Consider the following 16,603-nt stretch of genomic DNA (forward strand, 5'->3'; position numbering starts at 1 on the left):
CCCCGATCCAAAGGACCCCATGGCACTGCGCGATTTTCCCCGTCACCCGCTCACCTTCGGCCCGAGCCCCATTCACCCGCTCGACCGGCTCAGCACCCACCTCGGTGGCGCCCGTGTCTGGGCCAAGCGTGAGGACGTGAACAGCGGCCTCGCTTTCGGCGGTAACAAGACCCGGAAGCTGGAGTACCTGATTCCGGAGGCCCTTGCCCAGGGTGCGGACACCCTCGTCTCCATCGGCGGCATCCAGTCCAACCACACCAGGCAGGTCGCCGCGGTCGCCGCCCACCTCGGCCTGAAGGCTGTTCTGGTGCAGGAGCAGTGGGTGGACTGGCCGGACAGCGTCAACGACCGGGTGGGCAACATCCTGCTCTCCCGGCTCACCGGCGCCGACGTGCGCATCTCATCCGAGGGCTTCGGAATCGGCTTCAAGGACTCGTGGACGCAGGCCATCGCCGACGTCGTGGCCGCGGGTGGAATCCCGTATCCGATCCCGGCTGGTGCCTCCGACCACCGATTGGGCGGACTCGGCTTCGCGAACTGGGCCCACGAAGTGGCCGCCCAGGAGAAAGAGCTCGGTGTGTTCTTCGACACGATCGTGGTCTGCAGCGTCACCGGGTCGACCCACGCGGGCATGATCGCCGGATTCGCCGACCTCGAGGCGAACTTCGGGGGTCGCAAGCGGCGCGTGCTCGGGATCGACGCATCCGCCACGATCGAGGCCACTCGCGACCAGGTCGCCCGCATCGCGCGCAACACGGCGGAACTGATCGGCGTGGGGCGTCCCATCACCGACGACGAGATCACCGTGCTCGAAGGCTGGGCGGGGAACTTCTACGGGATACCGGTGGAGTCGACGAATGCCGCCATCCGGCTCACGGCGAGCCTCGAGGGCGTCATCATCGACCCCGTCTACGAGGGAAAGTCGATGGCCGGACTGATCGACCTCGTCACGACGGGCGACATTGCCAGGGACGGCAACGTCCTCTACGCCCACCTCGGCGGCCAGCCGGCGATCAACTCATACAGCGCGCTGTATCACTGAGTCTCTGCCGGGACAGGGAGGTCGGCGCGGCTAGTTCAGGCCGCGCCGGTCGAGCAGCGGCTGGATGATCGCATCGCGCCCCCTGAAGTCCCGGTACGCCTCGAGCGGGTCGATGCCGCCCCCGCGAGCGAGCAGGCGTTCCCGGAACCGCTCACCGTTCTCCCTGGTCAGGCCGCCGTGCTCGGCGAACCAGGCGCCGGTGTCCGCGTCCTGCACCTCGCTCCAGATGTACGAGTAGTAGCCCGCGTCGTACCCGCCGGAGAAGGTGTGCGCGAAATAGGTGCTCGCGTACCGGGTCGGCACGGCGGGGTTGTCGAGGCCGGCGGCGGTGAGACAGGCGGCCTCGAAGGCGGCGACATCGGTGATCTCGGTGCCGGCATCCGCTTCGATGCCGTGCCAGGCCTGGTCGAGCAGTGCGGCGGCGAGGTATTCGCTCGTCGCGAAGCCCTCGTTGAAGGTCGCAGACGCGTGGATGCCCGCGACGACCTCCGGGGGCAGCGGCTCGCCGGTCTCCCGGTGGAGCGCATAGTTCGCGAGCACCTCCGGGTCGAAGCGCCACATCTCGTTGACCTGGCTCGGGAACTCGACGAAGTCCCGGTACACGTTCGTCCCGGCGAATTTCGGGTAGGTGACCCGTGCGAAAAGCCCGTGGAGGGCGTGCCCGAACTCGTGGAAGAGCGTGGTGACCTCGTCGAGGCTCAGCAGCGTGGCCTCCCCGGCGGCCGGCTGCGGCACATTGAGGTTGTTGCAGACGATCACGGGCGTGCCGAGCAGATCCGACTGCGAGACGAGGGCGTTCATCCACGCCCCGCCGCGCTTGGAATCCCGGGTGTACACGTCGAGGATGTACAGGCCGACGGGGGAGCCGTCCTCCTCGCACACTTCGAACACCCGCGCATCGGGGTGCCACGCGGCGAGCGAGGCACGTTCGGTGAAGGTCACCCCGTAGAGGCGCTGGGCGGCGTAGAAGACGCCGTCGCGCAGCACGCTCTCGAACTCGAACCAGGGGCGCAGGGCGGCCGTGTCGACGTCGTACCTGGCCCGGCGCATCCGCTCGGAGTAGAACGCCCAGTCCCAGGCGGCGATGTCGAAGCCCTCGGCGAGGATCCCCGCAGCGACGTCGGCGTCGACGAGGGCCTGCAGTTCGGCCTGCTCGGCGCGCGCGTTGCGGGCGGCCGGAACCGCGAGCCGGTGCAGCAGGTCCCCGACGGCGGCGGGCGTCCTGGCGGTCTCGTCGGCCGTGACCGCGGCCGCGTGGGTCGCGAAGCCGAGCAGGCGGGCGCGTTCGGCGCGGAGGCGGGTGATCGACAGCACGAGGGCGCGGTTGTCGTGCTCTCCGCCACGGATGCCCCTGGCACGCGAGGCGGCGAGCAACCGTTCGCGCACGCCCCGGTTGGTGAGCAGCGCGAGGTAGGGGTGGCCGGTGAAGAGCACGAGGGTGATCACGAAACGGCCGGGCATGCCACGGTCGGTTGCGGCCTGGGCCGCGGCGGAGAGCTGGCCGGCAGAGAGACCGTCGAGCTCCGAAGCGTCGTCGACGACGAGGGCGAGGTCGTTGGTGTCGGCGAGAAGGTTCTTCTCGAACCGGGTTGTGGCGACGGAGAGCCGCGTGTTGAAGTCGCGGAGCAGTGCCTTGTCTGCGTCGGACAGCCCGGCGCCGGCGAGGGTGAACTGGGTGAAATACCGCTCGAGGAGGTACCGGGTCTCCGGGTCGAGCCCGAGCTCGTCTGCGCGCGCGTGCAGGGCCGCGATGCGCGCGAAGAGCTCGGGGCGCAGCCGGATCGCGTCGGAGTGGGCCGCGAGCAGGGGAGCGAGCTCCTCCTCCAGGGCGATCGTGAACGGGCTGGAGTCTGAGGAGCTCCGGTTGAAGAACACCGCGGCGACCCGGTCGAGCAACTGGCCGCTCCGTTCAAGCGCCAGCAGGGTGTTCGCGACGGACGGCTCCGCGGGGTCGGAACAGATCGTTTCGACCTCGGCGAGCTGCTCGGCCATGCCTTCGAGGAACGCGGGCCGGTAGTGCTCGTCGCGAATGGCGGCATACGGCGGGAGTTGGAACGGGAGCGTGCTCGGCGGGGCGAAGGGGTTGTGCTGGTCCATGCCTTAAACCTAGTTCCGAATTCAGGAGTACGACCGGCAGTGGGGTGCCGGAGCCCGGATCAGTGCGGCGGATGCCGGCGAGCGGTGTCCTCCGGGATCCCGACTCCTGAATTCGGTACAGGTCCTAGGCTGTCAGCATGACCGCCGAGCAAACACGCGAGCCCGCACACTCCCAGCCGGAAAACAGGGACGCCGACCGCGTCGAGATCGCCCCGCACGGCGAGGCGATCCGCGACACCTATACGCACGGGCACCACGAGAGCGTGCTCCGCTCGCACACCTGGCGTACCGTCCTGAACTCGGCCGCGTACCTGATCCCGCACCTTACGCCGGGGCTGAGGGTCCTCGATGTCGGCTGCGGGCCTGGCACGATCACGGTCGACCTCGCGCGCCGGGTTTCTCCGGGCACGGTCACCGGCGTCGACGCCTCCGCTGCGATCGTCGCCCAGGCGGCCGGGCTCGCCGTCGACGAGGGTGTGCCCAACGTCACCTTCCGGGTCGGCGATGTCTATGCCCTCGACTTCGCGGACGACAGCTTCGACCTCGTGCACGCGCACCAGGTGCTTCAGCACCTGGCCAACCCGGTCGCCGCCCTGAGGGAACTCCGCCGCGTGCTGAAACCGGGCGGCATCCTCGCCGCCCGCGATGTCGACTACGGCGGCGTGGCCTGGTACCCCAAGCTCCCCGGCCTCCAGTCCTGGATGACCGCCTACCGTGCGGTGCACTACTGGAACGGAGGTGATCCAGACGCCGGCCGCGCACTCAAGGCCTGGGCCAGGCTCGCCGGCTTCGACGCGGTGACGAGCAGTGCGTCCATCTGGTGCTTCGCCACGGATGCCGAGCGCGACTGGTGGGGGGAATCCTGGGCCCTGCGCGCGACCGAGTCCGATTTCGCCGCGCACGCGATCGAATCCGGGACCGCCGACCTCACCGACCTGCGCGCCATGGCCGCAGCCTGGCGGCAGTGGGCAGGCGACCCCGATGGCTGGTTCGGCATGCCGCACGGCGAGATCATCGCGGTCAAGTAGCTTTTGTCACCGAGCAGGGGACCTCAGGAAAAGTAGACTCGACCGTGCCCTTCCTCGACCGCCTCCAGCACTGGGCCGCTCTGCAGCCGGACGCGAACGCCGTCACGATCGGTGCGGACCGGCTCAGCTACGCCGAACTCCAGGGCCGGTCGAGCCGCCGCGCCCGCGAACTGGCGGGGGAGTCGTCCGGCGGCCCGACCGTGCTCTGCCTGCCGAACGGTCTCGACTTCGTCGTGGACTTCGTCGCCGCGGTCGCGGGCGTGGGCACCGTCGCTGTGCTCGACCCGGACTGGCCGGCCCTGCAGCGCACGGCGATCGAGCGGATGCTGCGCGAGGCCGGCTCGACGCCGCTACCGGCGTCTTCATCGCGGGCGCCGACGACGCCACCGGCGCCAGCCGGCCTCCGCGACGGGCCAGCGGATTCGGTCTTCCTCTACGGCTTCACCTCGGGCACCACCGCGCTGCCCAAGGCTTTCACCCGCGGCAGGGACTCCTGGCAGCGGGCCTTCGCAGCGAGTTCCGCCTTGTTCGACCTCCGCGCCGACGACCGGGTCCTCGCCCCCGGACCGCTGTCGGCGAGCCTGACGCTCTACGCCCTCGCCGAGACCCTCTACGCGGGGGCTGCGTTCCACACCCTGCCGCACTTCGACGTCGGCGATGCCCTCGACTCCGTGGCACACGCCGGCGTGACCCGCATCGTCGCCGTCCCGACCGCGCTCCGAATGCTCGCCGAGCGGGGTTTGATCGCCGGCGTGGACGGAGGCGCGCTCACCGCGATCGTCAGCGCGGGCGCCCGGCTCGACGCCGCCACTCTCGCGAGTGTCCGGAACTGGGCGCCCCGAGCCACGGTGTTCGACTATTACGGCGCCGCGGAACTGAGCTTCGTCACCGCCAGGCGACTCCGCCCCGGTGAGGACCGGACCGAGTCGCCGACGGCCGTCGGCCGGCCGTTCCCCGGCGTCGACGTGCGCGTCCTCGATGACGCGGGCCGGGCATCCGCCCCCGGAGCCACCGGGACCATCGTCGTGCGCAGCCGCCTGGTCAGCGCAGGCTACGCCTGGGGCGACGACGGCACGGCGTTTGCCCGCGTCGCTGCTGACCAGACCGGCGAGTGGTGCACGGTCGGCGACCAGGGCCATCTCGACGACGCCGGCGAACTGCACTTCGAGGGCCGCCGGGCCGACATGATCGTCACCTCCGGTCACAACGTCTACCCGCAGGAGGTCGAGGCGACCCTCCTCACCGGCCTCGGCGGCTCCGCTGCAGGCGGGGCCGGAGCACAGGTCGTCGTGACCGGCCTCGCGGATGCCCGGCGCGGTACGCTGCTCGTCGCCGCGCTCCTCGAAGCACCCGACCCCGGCGCTGGGGCGTTCACCCTCGCCGACCTGCGGACGGCCGCGACCGGCCTCGCCCCGCCGAAACGCCCGCGCGCCTATTACCGGATCACGGACCTGCCCGTCACCCGGGCGGGCAAGGTCAGCCGGCGCCTGCTTGCCGACTGGATCACCGAAGGAGACCCCCGTGTCGAGCGCCTCGACTGAGCACACCGCCTCGGCTCCTGCCGCCGACCGCGAGCCCGTCATCCTCTGGGGTCGTCGCACGGCCTTCGGGCGAAGCGGCGGAGCCCTGTCCCTGATCACCGCCGACCGGCTGCTCGCCCCCGTGCTCTCCGCGGTCGTCGCCGACCTCGGCCTCGATCCCGCGCACATCGACGACGTGATCATCGGGAACGCCACGGGCGGCGGCGGGAACCTCGCCCGCCTCGCGCTGCTCGAGGCCGGATTCCCGGTGAGCGTGCCAGGCCTGACCGTCGACCGGCAGTGCGGGTCCGGGCTGGAGGCGATCGTGCTCGCCTGCCGCCTCGTCGCCGCGGGCGCCGGCAGCCTCTACCTGGCCGGCGGTGTCGAGAGCTGCAGCACCGCGCCCCTCCGCGCGCACCGCGTGAGTTCGGCGCCGGGGGAGCCGGACTTCTTCGATCGCGTCCGGTTCGCGCCGGATTCGGTCGGCGACCCCGACATGGGCGTCGCCGCCGAGAACGTGGCCGCGCACTTCGGAATCGGCAGGGAACGCCAGGACGCCTTCGCCGCCCGCAGCCACCGTCTCGCCGTCGCCGCCGCGGGTGCGGGAGCGTTCGAGGCAGAGATCGTCGGGATCGCCGGCATCGACGGGATGGGCGCACGCGTCACGGCCGACGAAGGCCCCCGCCCGAAGCTCGACGCTGCCCTGCTCCGCCGCTTCCCAGCGGCCTTCCGCCCGGGCGGAACGGTCACGGCCGGCAATTCCTGCGCAGACGCCGACGGCGCCGTGGTCGTGCTCGTCACGAGCAGGGCCCGCGCGAGGGACCTCCTGGCGAGCGGCTCATTCCAGGCCGGAACGGGCAGCCCCGGCTTCCTCACCTTCGTCGACGCCGTCCCGGCCGGAACCGACCCCAACCTGCTCGGTGCCGGCGGCGGCGAGGCAGGCAGGTCCCTGCTCGCGCGCACGGGCATCCCTGCCGAGGCCCTCGCTCGTGTCGAGATCGTCGAAGCCTTCGCGGCCCAGGTGCTCGCCTCCCTCGACCTGATCGACGTGCCGGAGGACAGAGCCAACCGGCAGGGCGGCGCGCTCGCCCTCGGGCACCCGTTCGGCGCATCCGGTGCCCTGATCGTGCTGCGGCTTCTGGCACAGTCCCGCGCCGACGGTGTCGAGGGGGCGGATTCCCCGAAGGGGGCGGATGCCCCGAAGGGGGCGCACGCCCTCGCCATGGTCAGCATCGCGGGCGGTCTCGGGCTCGCGGCGCTCTTCCGTTGGGAGGGCGCGCCCGGCTAGGGGTTCGTTCGTCTCAGGGCTCTTCCGCTGGGCGACAGGGCAGGCCAGTATGAAGCTGCAGACGCAGGGGCGACGGGAGGACACATGGCCAGGCTGATCTACTCGGGCATCACGTCGCTCGACGGGTACACAGCGGATGCAGCCGGTGATTTCGACTGGGCGACACCCGACGAGGAGGTGCACGCCTTCATCAACGCCCTCGAACGCAAGATCGGCACCTACCTGTACGGACGCAGGATGTACGAGACGATGGCGTTCTGGGAGACCGCGAGAGAACTCGTCGATCCGCCCGACGTGGTGCGGGAGTACACCGATATCTGGCAGGCCGCCGAAAAGGTCGTCTACTCGCACAACCTTGCGGCGGTCACGACGACGCGGACGCGCATCGAGCGCTCCTTCGACGCCGCCGAGGTACGCAGCCTCGTCGCGGACAGCAGGCTGAGCGTGTCCATCGGCGGTCCTGGGCTCGCCGCGCACGCGCTCAAGGCGGGCGTTGTCGATGAGATCCACCGTTTCGTGACGCCGATCATCGTCGGCGGCGGCACCCGGTTCCTGCCGGAGCACCTGAGGATGCCGCTCGAGCTCCGGGGTGAACGACGGTTCCGAAACGGAATGGTGTACCTGCGGTATGTCGTGCCGCAGGCCTGATCCGCGGGCCCGGCGGCCCGGCCCCTGCCGCCGGGATCCGGGGGCGGGCGACCGGTCGTGACCCGGCAGAAGCGCCAGCGGCTGCTGATCGCGCTTGTCCAGGTCCTGGCCATGTCCGCCTGGTTCTCCGCGTCCGCGGTCGTTCCTGCGCTCAGGCTGGAGTGGAATATCTCGACGGTCGACGCGGTCTGGCTGACGGCATCCGTGCAGCTCGGTTTCGTGGTCGGCGCCGTCCTGTCCGCGGTCCTGAACGCGGCGGACCGGATACCGCCCCAGCTGTTGATGGCTGGGTGCGCGCTGGGCACCGCCGGGTGCATTCTCGCGTTCACCGCGACGGCGACGGACCTCGCGACGGCGCTCCTCCCGCGCTTCCTGACCGGTGCACTGCTGGCGGGCGTGTACCCGGTCGGGATGAAACTCACGGCGTCCTGGGCGCCGTCCCTGGCCAGGGGGCGGGCCTTCGGCCTGATGATCGCGGCCCTGACCCTCGGCTCAGCACTGCCGCACCTCGTCCGCGGACTGCCCGATCTGGCGTGGCGGGACGTGATGAACGTCTCCGCGGTTCTCGCCGCCGTCGCCGCGGTCGTTGCGGCGCTCCTGATCCGGTCGGGCCCGCACGGTTCGTCCGGGAGCGCCCCGATCAACCCGCGGTACGCCGTGGACATGTTCAGGGACAGACGTTCTCGCCTGGCCAATTTCGGCTACTTCGGCCACATGTGGGAGTTGTTCGCGCTCTGGACCTGGCTGCCCGCCTTCGTTCGCGCCGGCCGGTCGGCGGCGGGAGAGTCCGTTGCGGCCTGGGACACACTCGTCATCTTTCTCGTGATCGGGGTGGCCGGTGCGTCCGGCGCCCTGCTGGGCGGGTGGGCGGCCGACCGATACGGTCGCGGTACTGCGGGTGCCGGAGCCCTGATCGTCAGCGGCAGCTGTGCCCTCGCCTCTCCGCTGTTCTTCACTGCGGCGCCGGTGACCCTCGTCATCGTCCTGGCGGTGTGGGGCGCATCCGTCATCGCCGATTCCGGCGTCTTCTCCACTTCGCTCAGCGAGTCCGCCGATCCGCGCCACGTGGGCACGGCATTGACCGTCCAGACGGCCATCGGCTTCCTGATCACAGTCGTCACGATCCAGGTCGTCCCGGTGCTCGCCGGACTCGTGGGCTGGCAGTACGCCCTGCTGGTCCTGGTGCCCGGTCCCATCCTGGGCGCCGCCGCGATGATCCGTCTCGCCCTCTCGGCGGGACCGGACCGGCCGGGCGCGACGGAACCGGTGATCCCGCGCGACTGATACCCGCGGGACCTCCGGGTCTAGATCCAGTCCTCGTCGTCCTCGACCTCGATCGAGGGCTGCGTGATCGTTGCGCTGTCGTCGACCGCGTTGTAGCGGATGACGGTGCCGTCATCGAGCTCGATCACCGGCTTGGCCTCGAGCCAGGTCAGCGTCCAACGCCACGAATCCGTACCGTCCTTCGGGGCGACAGTGAGGTCCTGCTCGACCGTGCTGACCGCGAGGAGGACGACCTCGGGCAGACCGGACGGCGCCGTGCCGCCGAACGACCAGCGGGTTCCCACCTGCAACGGGCTCAGAGCTCGATCTCGTAGGTGACCCAGTCGGTGCGGGTGCCGACGTCGTCGTAGAGACGCTGGGCGGTCTCGTTGTCCGCGGCGGTGATCCACTGCACGGTCGTGAGCTTGTGCTCGGCCGCGTAGTCCTTGGCGAACTCGATCAGCGAACGGCCGACGCCGCCCGTACGGTGCTCCGGCACGACGAACAGGTCGTCGATGAAGAGACCGCGGGTGGCGCTGAGCGTGTTCGGCACCTCCCGGTAGTGCGCGAAGCCCACGAAGTCGCCGTCGTCACTGACTGCGACCGCGCCGTTCAGCACGTGGTTCCGATCGATGATCCAGCTCCAGACGCGGAGGGCCTTCTCATCGGTCAGTTCGCTCTTGTAGAACTCGCTGTAGCCCTCGAAGAGGCCCAGCCAGGCGAAAAAGTCCTTGTCGCCCAATGCTCGTACGTGAATAGCCATCTGGTTCTCCCTAACTCTCCGACACCGTGGCGAGCACGATTTCCGTGACTGCCAACTCGCCGCCTTCGACAAAAACCAATTCCGAGATCCGGCCGACAGCCTGCAGATCTGCGGCAGCCTGCGCGAGCAGGGCAACCTCTGCAGCCGTACCGCTAATTACAGCAGATGCGACGTCGGTTTTCTGGGACGCTTTCGCATCCGTCTTTCCGCGCCGGATGCCGGTGAGCGCGCGACTGGACAGCTCGAGCAGTGCGGGGTTCCCCCCTGAACCTGCGGCGAGGTCTGCCGCGATGGGCCAGGCGGCCCGGTGCACGGATCCCTCGTTGGACCAGGACCACGCCTCTTCGGTCGCGAACGGCACGAACGGGGCGAACAGACGGAGCAGGGTCGACAGTGCGGTGCGGAGCGCCGCGACGGCCGAGGCCTGCCCGGCGCCGGCTTCGCCGTACGCGCGTTCCTTGACGAGCTCGAGGTAGTCGTCGCAGAACGTCCAGAAGAAGCTCTCGGTGACCTCGAGGGCGCGGGCGTGGTCGTAGCTGTCGAACGCGGTCGTCGCCTGGGCGACGACACTCGTGAGGCGGGCGATCATGCTGCGGTCGAGGGGCTCGGTGATCGCGGCGTCCGCTGCCCCGTCGAAGCCGAGGATGAACTTCGACGCGTTCAGGATCTTGATCGCGAGGCGACGGCCGATCTTGATCTGCGTCGGGTTCTTGGGGTCGAAGGCCGCGTCGGTGCCGAGGCGCGAGGAGGCGGCCCAGTAGCGCACGGCATCCGAACCGTGCTGCACGAGCATGTCGGCGGGGGTGACGACGTTGCCCTTGGACTTCGACATCTTCTTGCGGTCGGGGTCGACGATGAACCCGGACAGGGCCGCGTGCTTCCACGGGGACCGGCCGTCCTCGAGTTCGGCGCGGAGCAGGGTGGAGAACAGCCAGGTGCGGATGATGTCCTGGCCCTGCGGGCGGAGCGAGTACGGGTAGACGAGGTCGAAGAGCTGTGGGTCGCGCTCCCAGCCGCCGGCGAGCTGCGGGGTGAGCGAGGACGTCGCCCAGGTATCCATCACGTCGACCTCGCCGACGAAACCGCCGGCCTGGCCGCGCTGGGTGCTTGCGTACCCCGGCGCGGTGTCGGAAGAGGGGTCGACCGGGAGCTGGTCGCGGGTGGCGACGATCGGCTGGTCGAAGACCGGGTTCGCGTCGGCATCCAGCGGGTACCAGACCGGAAGCGGAACTCCGAAGAAGCGCTGGCGGGAGACGAGCCAGTCGCCGGTGAGGCCGTTGACCCAGTTGTCGTAGCGGACCTTCATGAATTCGGGGTGCCACTGCAGGTCGGCGCCGTGCGAGAGCAGGCGGGACCGGAGTGCCTCGTCGCGCGCTCCGTTACGGATGTACCACTGGCGGGTCGACACGATCTCGAGGGGCTTGTCGCCCTTCTCGAAGAACTTGACCGGGTGCACGATCGGCTTCGGTTCGCCGATCATGTCGCCGCTCGCCGTGAGAAGGGCGACGACGGCCTGCTTGGCCGAGAAAACGGTCTTTCCGGCGAGCTCGGCATACGCGGCGATTCCGGCTTCGCTCGTGATGACCTCGGGCGCCTCGGCGATGATGCGGCCGTCGAAGCCCATGATCGCGCGGTTCGGCAGGTCGAGCTCCCGCCACCAGACCACGTCGGTCACGTCGCCGAAGGTGCAGATCATCGCGATGCCGCTGCCCTTGTCCTTCTGGGCGAGGTGGTGGGCGAGGATAGGAACTTCGACGTCGAAGAGCGGGGTGCGCACGGTCGTGCCGAAGAGGTGCTTGTAGCGCTCGTCGTCCGGATGCGCGACGAGGGCCACGCAGGCCGGCAGCAACTCGGGCCGGGTGGTCTCGATCTCGATCGTGGAACCGTCGGGCTTGCGGAAGGAGACCCGGTGGTACGCGGCGGGCATGTCCTTGTCCTCGAGCTCGGCCTGCGCGACGGCCGTGCGGAAGGTGACGTCCCAGAGGGTCGGCGCCATGGCCTGGTAGGCCTCGCCGCGGGCGACGTTGCCGAGGAAGGCGAGCTGGGAGGATGCGATCGAGTGCGAACCGATCGTGCGGTAGGTCTGGGTCCAGTCGACGCTCAGGCCGAGGTCGCGCCAGAGCGCTTCGAACTGCTTCTCGTCTTCGAGGGTGAGGCGTTCACAGAGTTCGATGAAGTTGCGGCGGCTGATCGGGACCTGGTCGGCGGCCTTGGTGCTCTTGCCGTCGCCGCCCTCGAAGGGCGCGGTGAAGTCGGGGGCATACGGCAGCGACGGGTCGCAGCGCACGCCGTAGTAGTTCTGCACCCGGCGTTCGGTCGGCAGGCCGTTGTCGTCCCAGCCCATCGGGTAGAACACGTCGCGGCCGCGCATCCGCTGGAAGCGGGCGACGACGTCGGTGTGCGTGTACGAAAACACGTGGCCGATGTGCAGTGAGCCGGACGCGGTCGGCGATCCGGCTGACGACGGCGAGGTCGTGGCTGATCAGCACGAGGGCCGTCCCGGCGTGCAGCAGAGCCTCGAACAGGTCGAGGATCCTGGCCTGCACGGTCACGTCGAGGGCCGTCGTCGGTTCGTCGGCGATGAGCAGGGGCGGCCGCAGCGCGATCGCCGATGCGATCAGGGCGCGTTGGCGCTGGCCGCCGGAGAGTTCACCGGAACGCTGGCGGGCCCGGAGCTCGCCGTCGGGAAGCCCGACCTCGGCGAGGAGCTCGAGCACCCGGCGAGCCCGCGCGGCCGCAGAGAGGTTCGTGTGCAGCCGCAGGGTGTCACCGATCTCGCGCCCGATCGGCCGCAGCGGGTCGAGCGACACGAGCGCGTCCTGGAGCACGAGTCCCACGTCCCTGCCGCGCCTCCGCCGCCAGGCGTTCTCGCTCAGACCGAGCACGGATGTCCCGCCGACGCTCAGCTCGTCGGCGTGCAGCCACGATCCGGTCCCGGCCAGGCCGAGCAGGCTGCGCGCCGTGAGGCTCTTCCCCGAACCGGATTCGCCGACGATCGCGAGGCATTCCCCGGGAGCGACCTCCAACGACACGTCGTCGACAAGGGGATCCCGTCCGGGTTTACTTCCGAAACCGACGCTCAGCCCGCGGACCAGCAGGGCCGGCGCGCCGGCATCCGCCCGCGCCCCCGTCACGCGTGCCTCAGCCGTCGCTCGATCGCGCGCCCGAGAACGGTCGCGGAGATCGCGGTGAGCACGACGAAGAGTCCGGGGAAGAAACTCATCCAGACGGCGGTGTTCAGGTAGGTGCGCCCGGCCGAGAGCATCGCGCCCCATTCCGCGGCGGGCGGTTTGGCGCCGAGGCCGAGGTAGCTGAGCGCCGCCGCCCAGATGATGGCCTGGCCGATGCCCAGGGTACCGAGCACGAGGAGCGGTGCGAGCGTGTTCGGGAGGATGTGCCGCACGAGGATCCGGGTGCGGCTGCGACCGAGAACGGTCGCGGCCTCGACGAAGGCCGAGGATCGCACGGAGACGAGCTGGGCGCGGATGATGCGTGCGTAGCCGGGCGCGGTCGCGAGACCGACGGCGAGGGTCGCCGTCGCCGGCCCCGGCCCGAAGACCATGATGAACAGCAGGGCGAGCAACAGGCCGGGGAACGCGAACATGACCTCGAGCAGTCGGTTCACGGTGAAGTCCACGATCGAACCGAGCATGCCGGCGATGATCCCGAGCACGGCCCCGAGGCCGAGGCCGATCAGTGTCGCCGCCACGCCGATCTGGAGCGAGCCCCCGGTGCCGTGGCTGACCCGGGTGTAGACGTCGCGCCCGGATTCGTCCGTGCCGAACCAGTGCGCCGACGAGGGGGGCTGGAACGCCGCGCGCGGGTCGATCGCGAGCGGGTCTCCCGGCGCCACGAGGCCGGGTGCGAAGGCGGCAAGGAGCAGGAACAGCACAAAACCGGCGGCGAGGACCTCGGTGAGGCCGACCCGACCGCCGAACCGCGTGCCGAACCTCGTGCCGAGGCCCCTTCCCGTCTGGCGCCGCGCCGCAGCCCCGGCGAGGCCGGCCTGGATCTCGAGGTCGCTCATGCGCGCCGCAGCCTCGGGTCGGCGATCCGCTGGGCGACATCGGTCAGAAGGGTCATCAGGATGTAAGCGGCGGCGACGAACAGCACGACACCGATCACGACAGGCACGTCCCGCACCGTGACGGCGTTCAGCAGGGTGCGGCCGAGTCCCGGCCTGGCGAAGATCGTCTCGACGACGACGGCCCCGCTGATCAGCGAACCGAACGCCCAGCCGGAGAGGCTGATCCCGGGCAGGCTCGCGTGCCGCAGCACGTGCACCCGGCGGATGCCGCCCTCACTTTCCCCCCTGGCCCGCGCGGAGACGACGAACGGGGCTTCGAGCGCCGTGAGCATCGACTCCCGCATGAGCTGGCCGAGGAAACCGGCGAGCGGGATGGCGAGGGTCAGCACGGGCAGCACGAGTCCGGCAGGGCCTGGGGTGCTGACCGGCGGCAGCACGCCGAGCCAGCTGCTGAACACCACGATGAGCGCGCTCGCGAGCCAGAAGTGCGGCAGGGCGGCCGCGCCGATTTCGAGGCCGGAACCGAGCATCCGCCCCCAACGGCCTGCGCGGGTGGAGAACAGGGCGAGGCCGATCGCGAACAGCCACGCGAGCAGCAGGGAGAGCACGGCGAGAAGCAGGGTGCCACCGAGCTGCCCGAGCAGGAGCGGCGCGACGGGGACGCGGAGCGCGTACGAACGGCCGAGGTCGCCCGTGACGAGGCGGCCGAGCTCGGCGACGTACTGCACAGGGAGCGGCTGGTCGAGGCCGTACTGGGCCCGCACCGCCGCGAGCGCTTCCGGCGAGGTCTGCGATCCCGGTCCGCCGAGCACGGCCTCCGCCGGGTCGCCGGGGACGAGCCGCATCGCGAAGAAGGTGACGGTCGCGACGAGCCAGAGCACGAGGACGGCCCCGCCGAGCCGGGCCATCGCTCGCAGCAGGGCTCGACGCGGCAGGGCGCGCCGCAGTACGGCCGGCCGGGAGAGGCCGGCCGGGTGGGCTCCGGTTACCGGTTCAGCCACGCGTCGTAGAACGTGGGCGTCGACACCGTCGGCATCGCCCGGGTGCCCGAGACGACGGAGGAGAGCAGGTAATGGTTCTGCTGGTCGTACAGCGGCAGCACGTAGAAGCCCTCGAGGACACGGTTCTGCGCCTGGGCGTACAGTGCGGCGCGCTTGGGTGCATCCGCCGTCTGGGAGGCCTCGGTCAGCCAGGCGTCGACCTCGGGGTCGTTGACCTGGGCGTGGTTGGCGAAGTACCCGCTCGGGGCCGGCACGATGCCGGCCGAGTCGAAGAGGGTGCGGAGCACGTCGGGGCCCACCTTCGTGTACGGCGCGCTCACCGCATCATAGGAGTTCGAACCGAGGGCGGTGTACCAGGCCGACAGGTCGAGCGGCGAGAGCACCACGTCGAAGCCCACGGCCTTCGCGGTCGCCTGCAGCTGCTCGAACAGGGACTGCTCCGCCGGGATCGACTGGTTGGTGCTCACCGGGAAGACGACGGACAGGCGCACGCCGCCCTTCGTGCGGTACCCGTCGGAGTCCCGACCGGTCCAGCCGGCCTCGTCGAGAAGGGTGGCGGCGGCCTCGGGGTCGTAGCCGAACAGGTCCGGCCGGGACACCCCGAGCGGCTCGATGCTCGAGAGCGCCGAGAACGAGCGGGTCGCCGTGCCCTGGAACAGGCTCGCAACCGCGGAGTCGACGTCGGAGGCACGGACGAAGGCCTCGCGCACGAGCGGGTCGTTGAACGGGGCCCTGCCCGAGTTCAGCTCGATCCGGTTGGATGCGCCAGGCCGGGGCGCGTCGAGGTGGCGGATGGTGCTGCTCTTCCCGGCCTGCACGATGGTGTCCGGCTGGGCGTTGTCGATCACGTCGACGGCGCCGGACTGCAGGGCGGCGTAGCGGGAGGCCGAGTCGGGGATGAACCGCCAGACGATGGAGTCGAGGTAGGCGGGCCCGGTGTGGGCGGCGTCGGCAGGCGGGGAGGTGTACGCGTCGTTCCTGACGAGGGTGATCGCGTCCTGCTTGACCCAGGAGGCGACCGTGAACGGACCGGTCCCGACCGGGGCCGCGCAGTTCTCGTCCTGGCTGCGGGCGAGCGCCGTCGGCGACTCCATCGCGAGCCACGGCTGGCTGAGTGACTCGAGCAGGGCACTGTCTGGTTCGCTCAGGGTCAGGCGCACCACGGTGGGGGAGACGACGGATGTCGACACCACCTTCCGCACGGCGAGGTACCCGGTCGACGATCCCGTCTTCGGGTCCTGCACGTGCGCGATGTTCGCCTGCACGGCCGCCGCGTCGAAGGGCGTCCCGTCGGTGAAGGTCACGTTCTCGCGGAGGGTGAAGTCCCAGGCGAGGCCGTCGGCGCTCTGCGACCAGCTCGACGCGAGCCACGGGATGATCGTGCCCGCGCTGTCGCGGGAGACGAGCGACTCCAGGAACTGGGTGCCGACGAGGGCCTGCGGATAGTTGCCGCCGACGTGCGGGTCGAGGCACGTCGGTTCGGCATCGCCGGAGGCGTAGTTGAGCGTGCCGCCGGAGACGGGAGCGGTGCTCTCCGTGGCCTGCGGGGATGCGGAACACCCGGTCAGGAGCAGGGCGAGGGTGGCGACGGCGACGAGCGAACGCGGCACGCGGGAGTGGTGAACCAGAGGGGGCATGGGGAAGGAATCTCTCTCGGCGTAGCGGGGCCGGGCCGGGTCCCATCGTAAAACATCACCGTCCGGCCTGAAATTCCCGTAAGTATCGCTCCGACGGGATAGAATTGCGCTCGCATGACAGTGATCCGGCCATCACCGGTGAGTCTTCGGAAGAACGGGAACCGTCGAAAGGCGGACCCCTGGTAGAACCGAACGGGTCGGGCCCGTCACAGCCTCTGAACAAGCGGTCGTCACAGCACGAAGACGGCAAGCGAGGTGGTACCGCGTCGAGTCTTCCCGGAGTCGGCGT

At 70.3% G+C, this 16,603-nt stretch carries 13 protein-coding genes and 1 pseudogene; 6 read left to right on the forward strand and 8 right to left on the reverse strand.

The window, feature by feature from the left end:
• Positions 1-19 precede the first annotated feature (19 nt).
• Positions 20-1,042 (forward strand): 1-aminocyclopropane-1-carboxylate deaminase, encoded by a 1,023-nt coding sequence (locus tag QN357_RS04280; protein WP_322135734.1) that lies wholly within the window; start codon positions 20-22, stop codon positions 1,040-1,042.
• A gap of 30 nt (positions 1,043-1,072) precedes the next feature.
• Here the strand turns inward: QN357_RS04280 and QN357_RS04285 are convergent, their stop codons facing one another.
• Positions 1,073-3,139 carry a M3 family metallopeptidase gene (locus QN357_RS04285; RefSeq protein ID WP_322135735.1) on the reverse strand — a complete coding sequence of 689 codons (2,067 nt, stop codon included), beginning with the start codon at positions 3,137-3,139 and terminating at the stop codon, positions 1,073-1,075.
• A gap of 137 nt (positions 3,140-3,276) precedes the next feature.
• On the opposite strand from QN357_RS04285, the gene QN357_RS04290 reads away from it, so the two are divergent.
• The 5 genes from QN357_RS04290 to QN357_RS04310 all read left to right on the forward strand — a co-directional run bounded on the left by QN357_RS04290 (position 3,277) and on the right by QN357_RS04310 (position 8,907).
• Positions 3,277-4,167, forward strand: coding sequence for a methyltransferase domain-containing protein (locus QN357_RS04290; RefSeq protein WP_322140835.1), 891 nt, complete (start codon positions 3,277-3,279; stop codon positions 4,165-4,167).
• Between the two features lie 44 nt (positions 4,168-4,211).
• The gene (locus QN357_RS04295) at positions 4,212-5,708 is read left to right on the forward strand and encodes a class I adenylate-forming enzyme family protein (protein ID WP_322140834.1); all 1,497 of its coding nucleotides are present in this window, start codon (positions 4,212-4,214) and stop codon (positions 5,706-5,708) included.
• Positions 5,689-6,975, forward strand: coding sequence for a thiolase family protein (locus tag QN357_RS04300; RefSeq protein ID WP_322135736.1), 1,287 nt, complete (start codon positions 5,689-5,691; stop codon positions 6,973-6,975). Before QN357_RS04295 ends, QN357_RS04300 begins: the two co-directional genes overlap by 20 nt.
• A gap of 84 nt (positions 6,976-7,059) precedes the next feature.
• Positions 7,060-7,623 (forward strand): dihydrofolate reductase family protein, encoded by a 564-nt coding sequence (locus QN357_RS04305; RefSeq protein WP_134447906.1) that lies wholly within the window; start codon positions 7,060-7,062, stop codon positions 7,621-7,623.
• Between the two features lie 57 nt (positions 7,624-7,680).
• A complete protein-coding gene (locus QN357_RS04310; RefSeq protein ID WP_323504593.1) occupies positions 7,681-8,907 on the forward strand; it encodes an MFS transporter in 1,227 nt (408 codons plus the stop codon).
• Between the two features lie 20 nt (positions 8,908-8,927).
• On the opposite strand, the gene QN357_RS04315 is transcribed toward QN357_RS04310, so the two are convergent.
• The 7 genes and pseudogenes from QN357_RS04315 to QN357_RS04345 all read right to left on the reverse strand — a co-directional run bounded on the left by QN357_RS04315 (position 8,928) and on the right by QN357_RS04345 (position 16,314).
• Positions 8,928-9,191, reverse strand: a complete 264-nt coding sequence (locus QN357_RS04315; RefSeq protein ID WP_241985047.1) for a hypothetical protein — start codon at positions 9,189-9,191, stop codon at positions 8,928-8,930.
• A gap of 11 nt (positions 9,192-9,202) precedes the next feature.
• Positions 9,203-9,649, reverse strand: coding sequence for a GNAT family N-acetyltransferase (locus QN357_RS04320; RefSeq protein WP_134447910.1), 447 nt, complete (start codon positions 9,647-9,649; stop codon positions 9,203-9,205).
• A 10-nt stretch (positions 9,650-9,659) separates the two neighbouring features.
• A complete protein-coding gene (gene valS, locus QN357_RS04325; protein WP_323504594.1) occupies positions 9,660-12,065 on the reverse strand; it encodes a valine--tRNA ligase in 2,406 nt (801 codons plus the stop codon).
• 157 nt (positions 12,066-12,222) lie between these two features.
• Positions 12,223-12,783 (reverse strand): annotated as a pseudogene (locus QN357_RS04330) (ATP-binding cassette domain-containing protein); the annotation flags it as partial.
• Complete coding sequence (locus tag QN357_RS04335; protein WP_134447916.1) at positions 12,780-13,676, reverse strand: ABC transporter permease; 897 nt, start codon at positions 13,674-13,676, stop codon at positions 12,780-12,782. The pseudogene QN357_RS04330 and the gene QN357_RS04335, both read right to left, overlap by 4 nt.
• Entirely contained in the window at positions 13,673-14,584 is a 912-nt protein-coding gene (locus QN357_RS04340; RefSeq protein WP_134448106.1) for an ABC transporter permease, read from the reverse strand. The genes QN357_RS04335 and QN357_RS04340 overlap by 4 nt, the downstream gene beginning before the upstream one ends.
• Before the next feature lie 77 nt (positions 14,585-14,661).
• The gene (locus QN357_RS04345) at positions 14,662-16,314 is read right to left on the reverse strand and encodes an ABC transporter substrate-binding protein (protein WP_134561189.1); all 1,653 of its coding nucleotides are present in this window, start codon (positions 16,312-16,314) and stop codon (positions 14,662-14,664) included.
• Between the last annotated feature and the right edge of the window lie 289 nt (positions 16,315-16,603).

The organism is Cryobacterium sp. RTC2.1, assembly GCF_035018685.1.
Classification (GTDB): Bacteria; Actinomycetota; Actinomycetes; order Actinomycetales; family Microbacteriaceae; genus Cryobacterium; species Cryobacterium glucosi.

Coding starts and splice junctions, on each gene's coding strand:
- QN357_RS04280 (WP_322135734.1), top strand. CDS start 20: ATGGCACTGCGCGATTTTCCCCGTCACCCGCTCACCTTCGGCCCGAGC.
- QN357_RS04285 (WP_322135735.1), bottom strand. CDS start 3,139: ATGGACCAGCACAACCCCTTCGCCCCGCCGAGCACGCTCCCGTTCCAA.
- QN357_RS04290 (WP_322140835.1), top strand. CDS start 3,277: ATGACCGCCGAGCAAACACGCGAGCCCGCACACTCCCAGCCGGAAAAC.
- QN357_RS04305 (WP_134447906.1), top strand. CDS start 7,060: ATGGCCAGGCTGATCTACTCGGGCATCACGTCGCTCGACGGGTACACA.
- QN357_RS04320 (WP_134447910.1), bottom strand. CDS start 9,649: ATGGCTATTCACGTACGAGCATTGGGCGACAAGGACTTTTTCGCCTGG.
- QN357_RS04335 (WP_134447916.1), bottom strand. CDS start 13,676: ATGAGCGACCTCGAGATCCAGGCCGGCCTCGCCGGGGCTGCGGCGCGG.
- QN357_RS04340 (WP_134448106.1), bottom strand. CDS start 14,584: ATGGCCCGGCTCGGCGGGGCCGTCCTCGTGCTCTGGCTCGTCGCGACC.
- QN357_RS04345 (WP_134561189.1), bottom strand. CDS start 16,314: ATGCCCCCTCTGGTTCACCACTCCCGCGTGCCGCGTTCGCTCGTCGCC.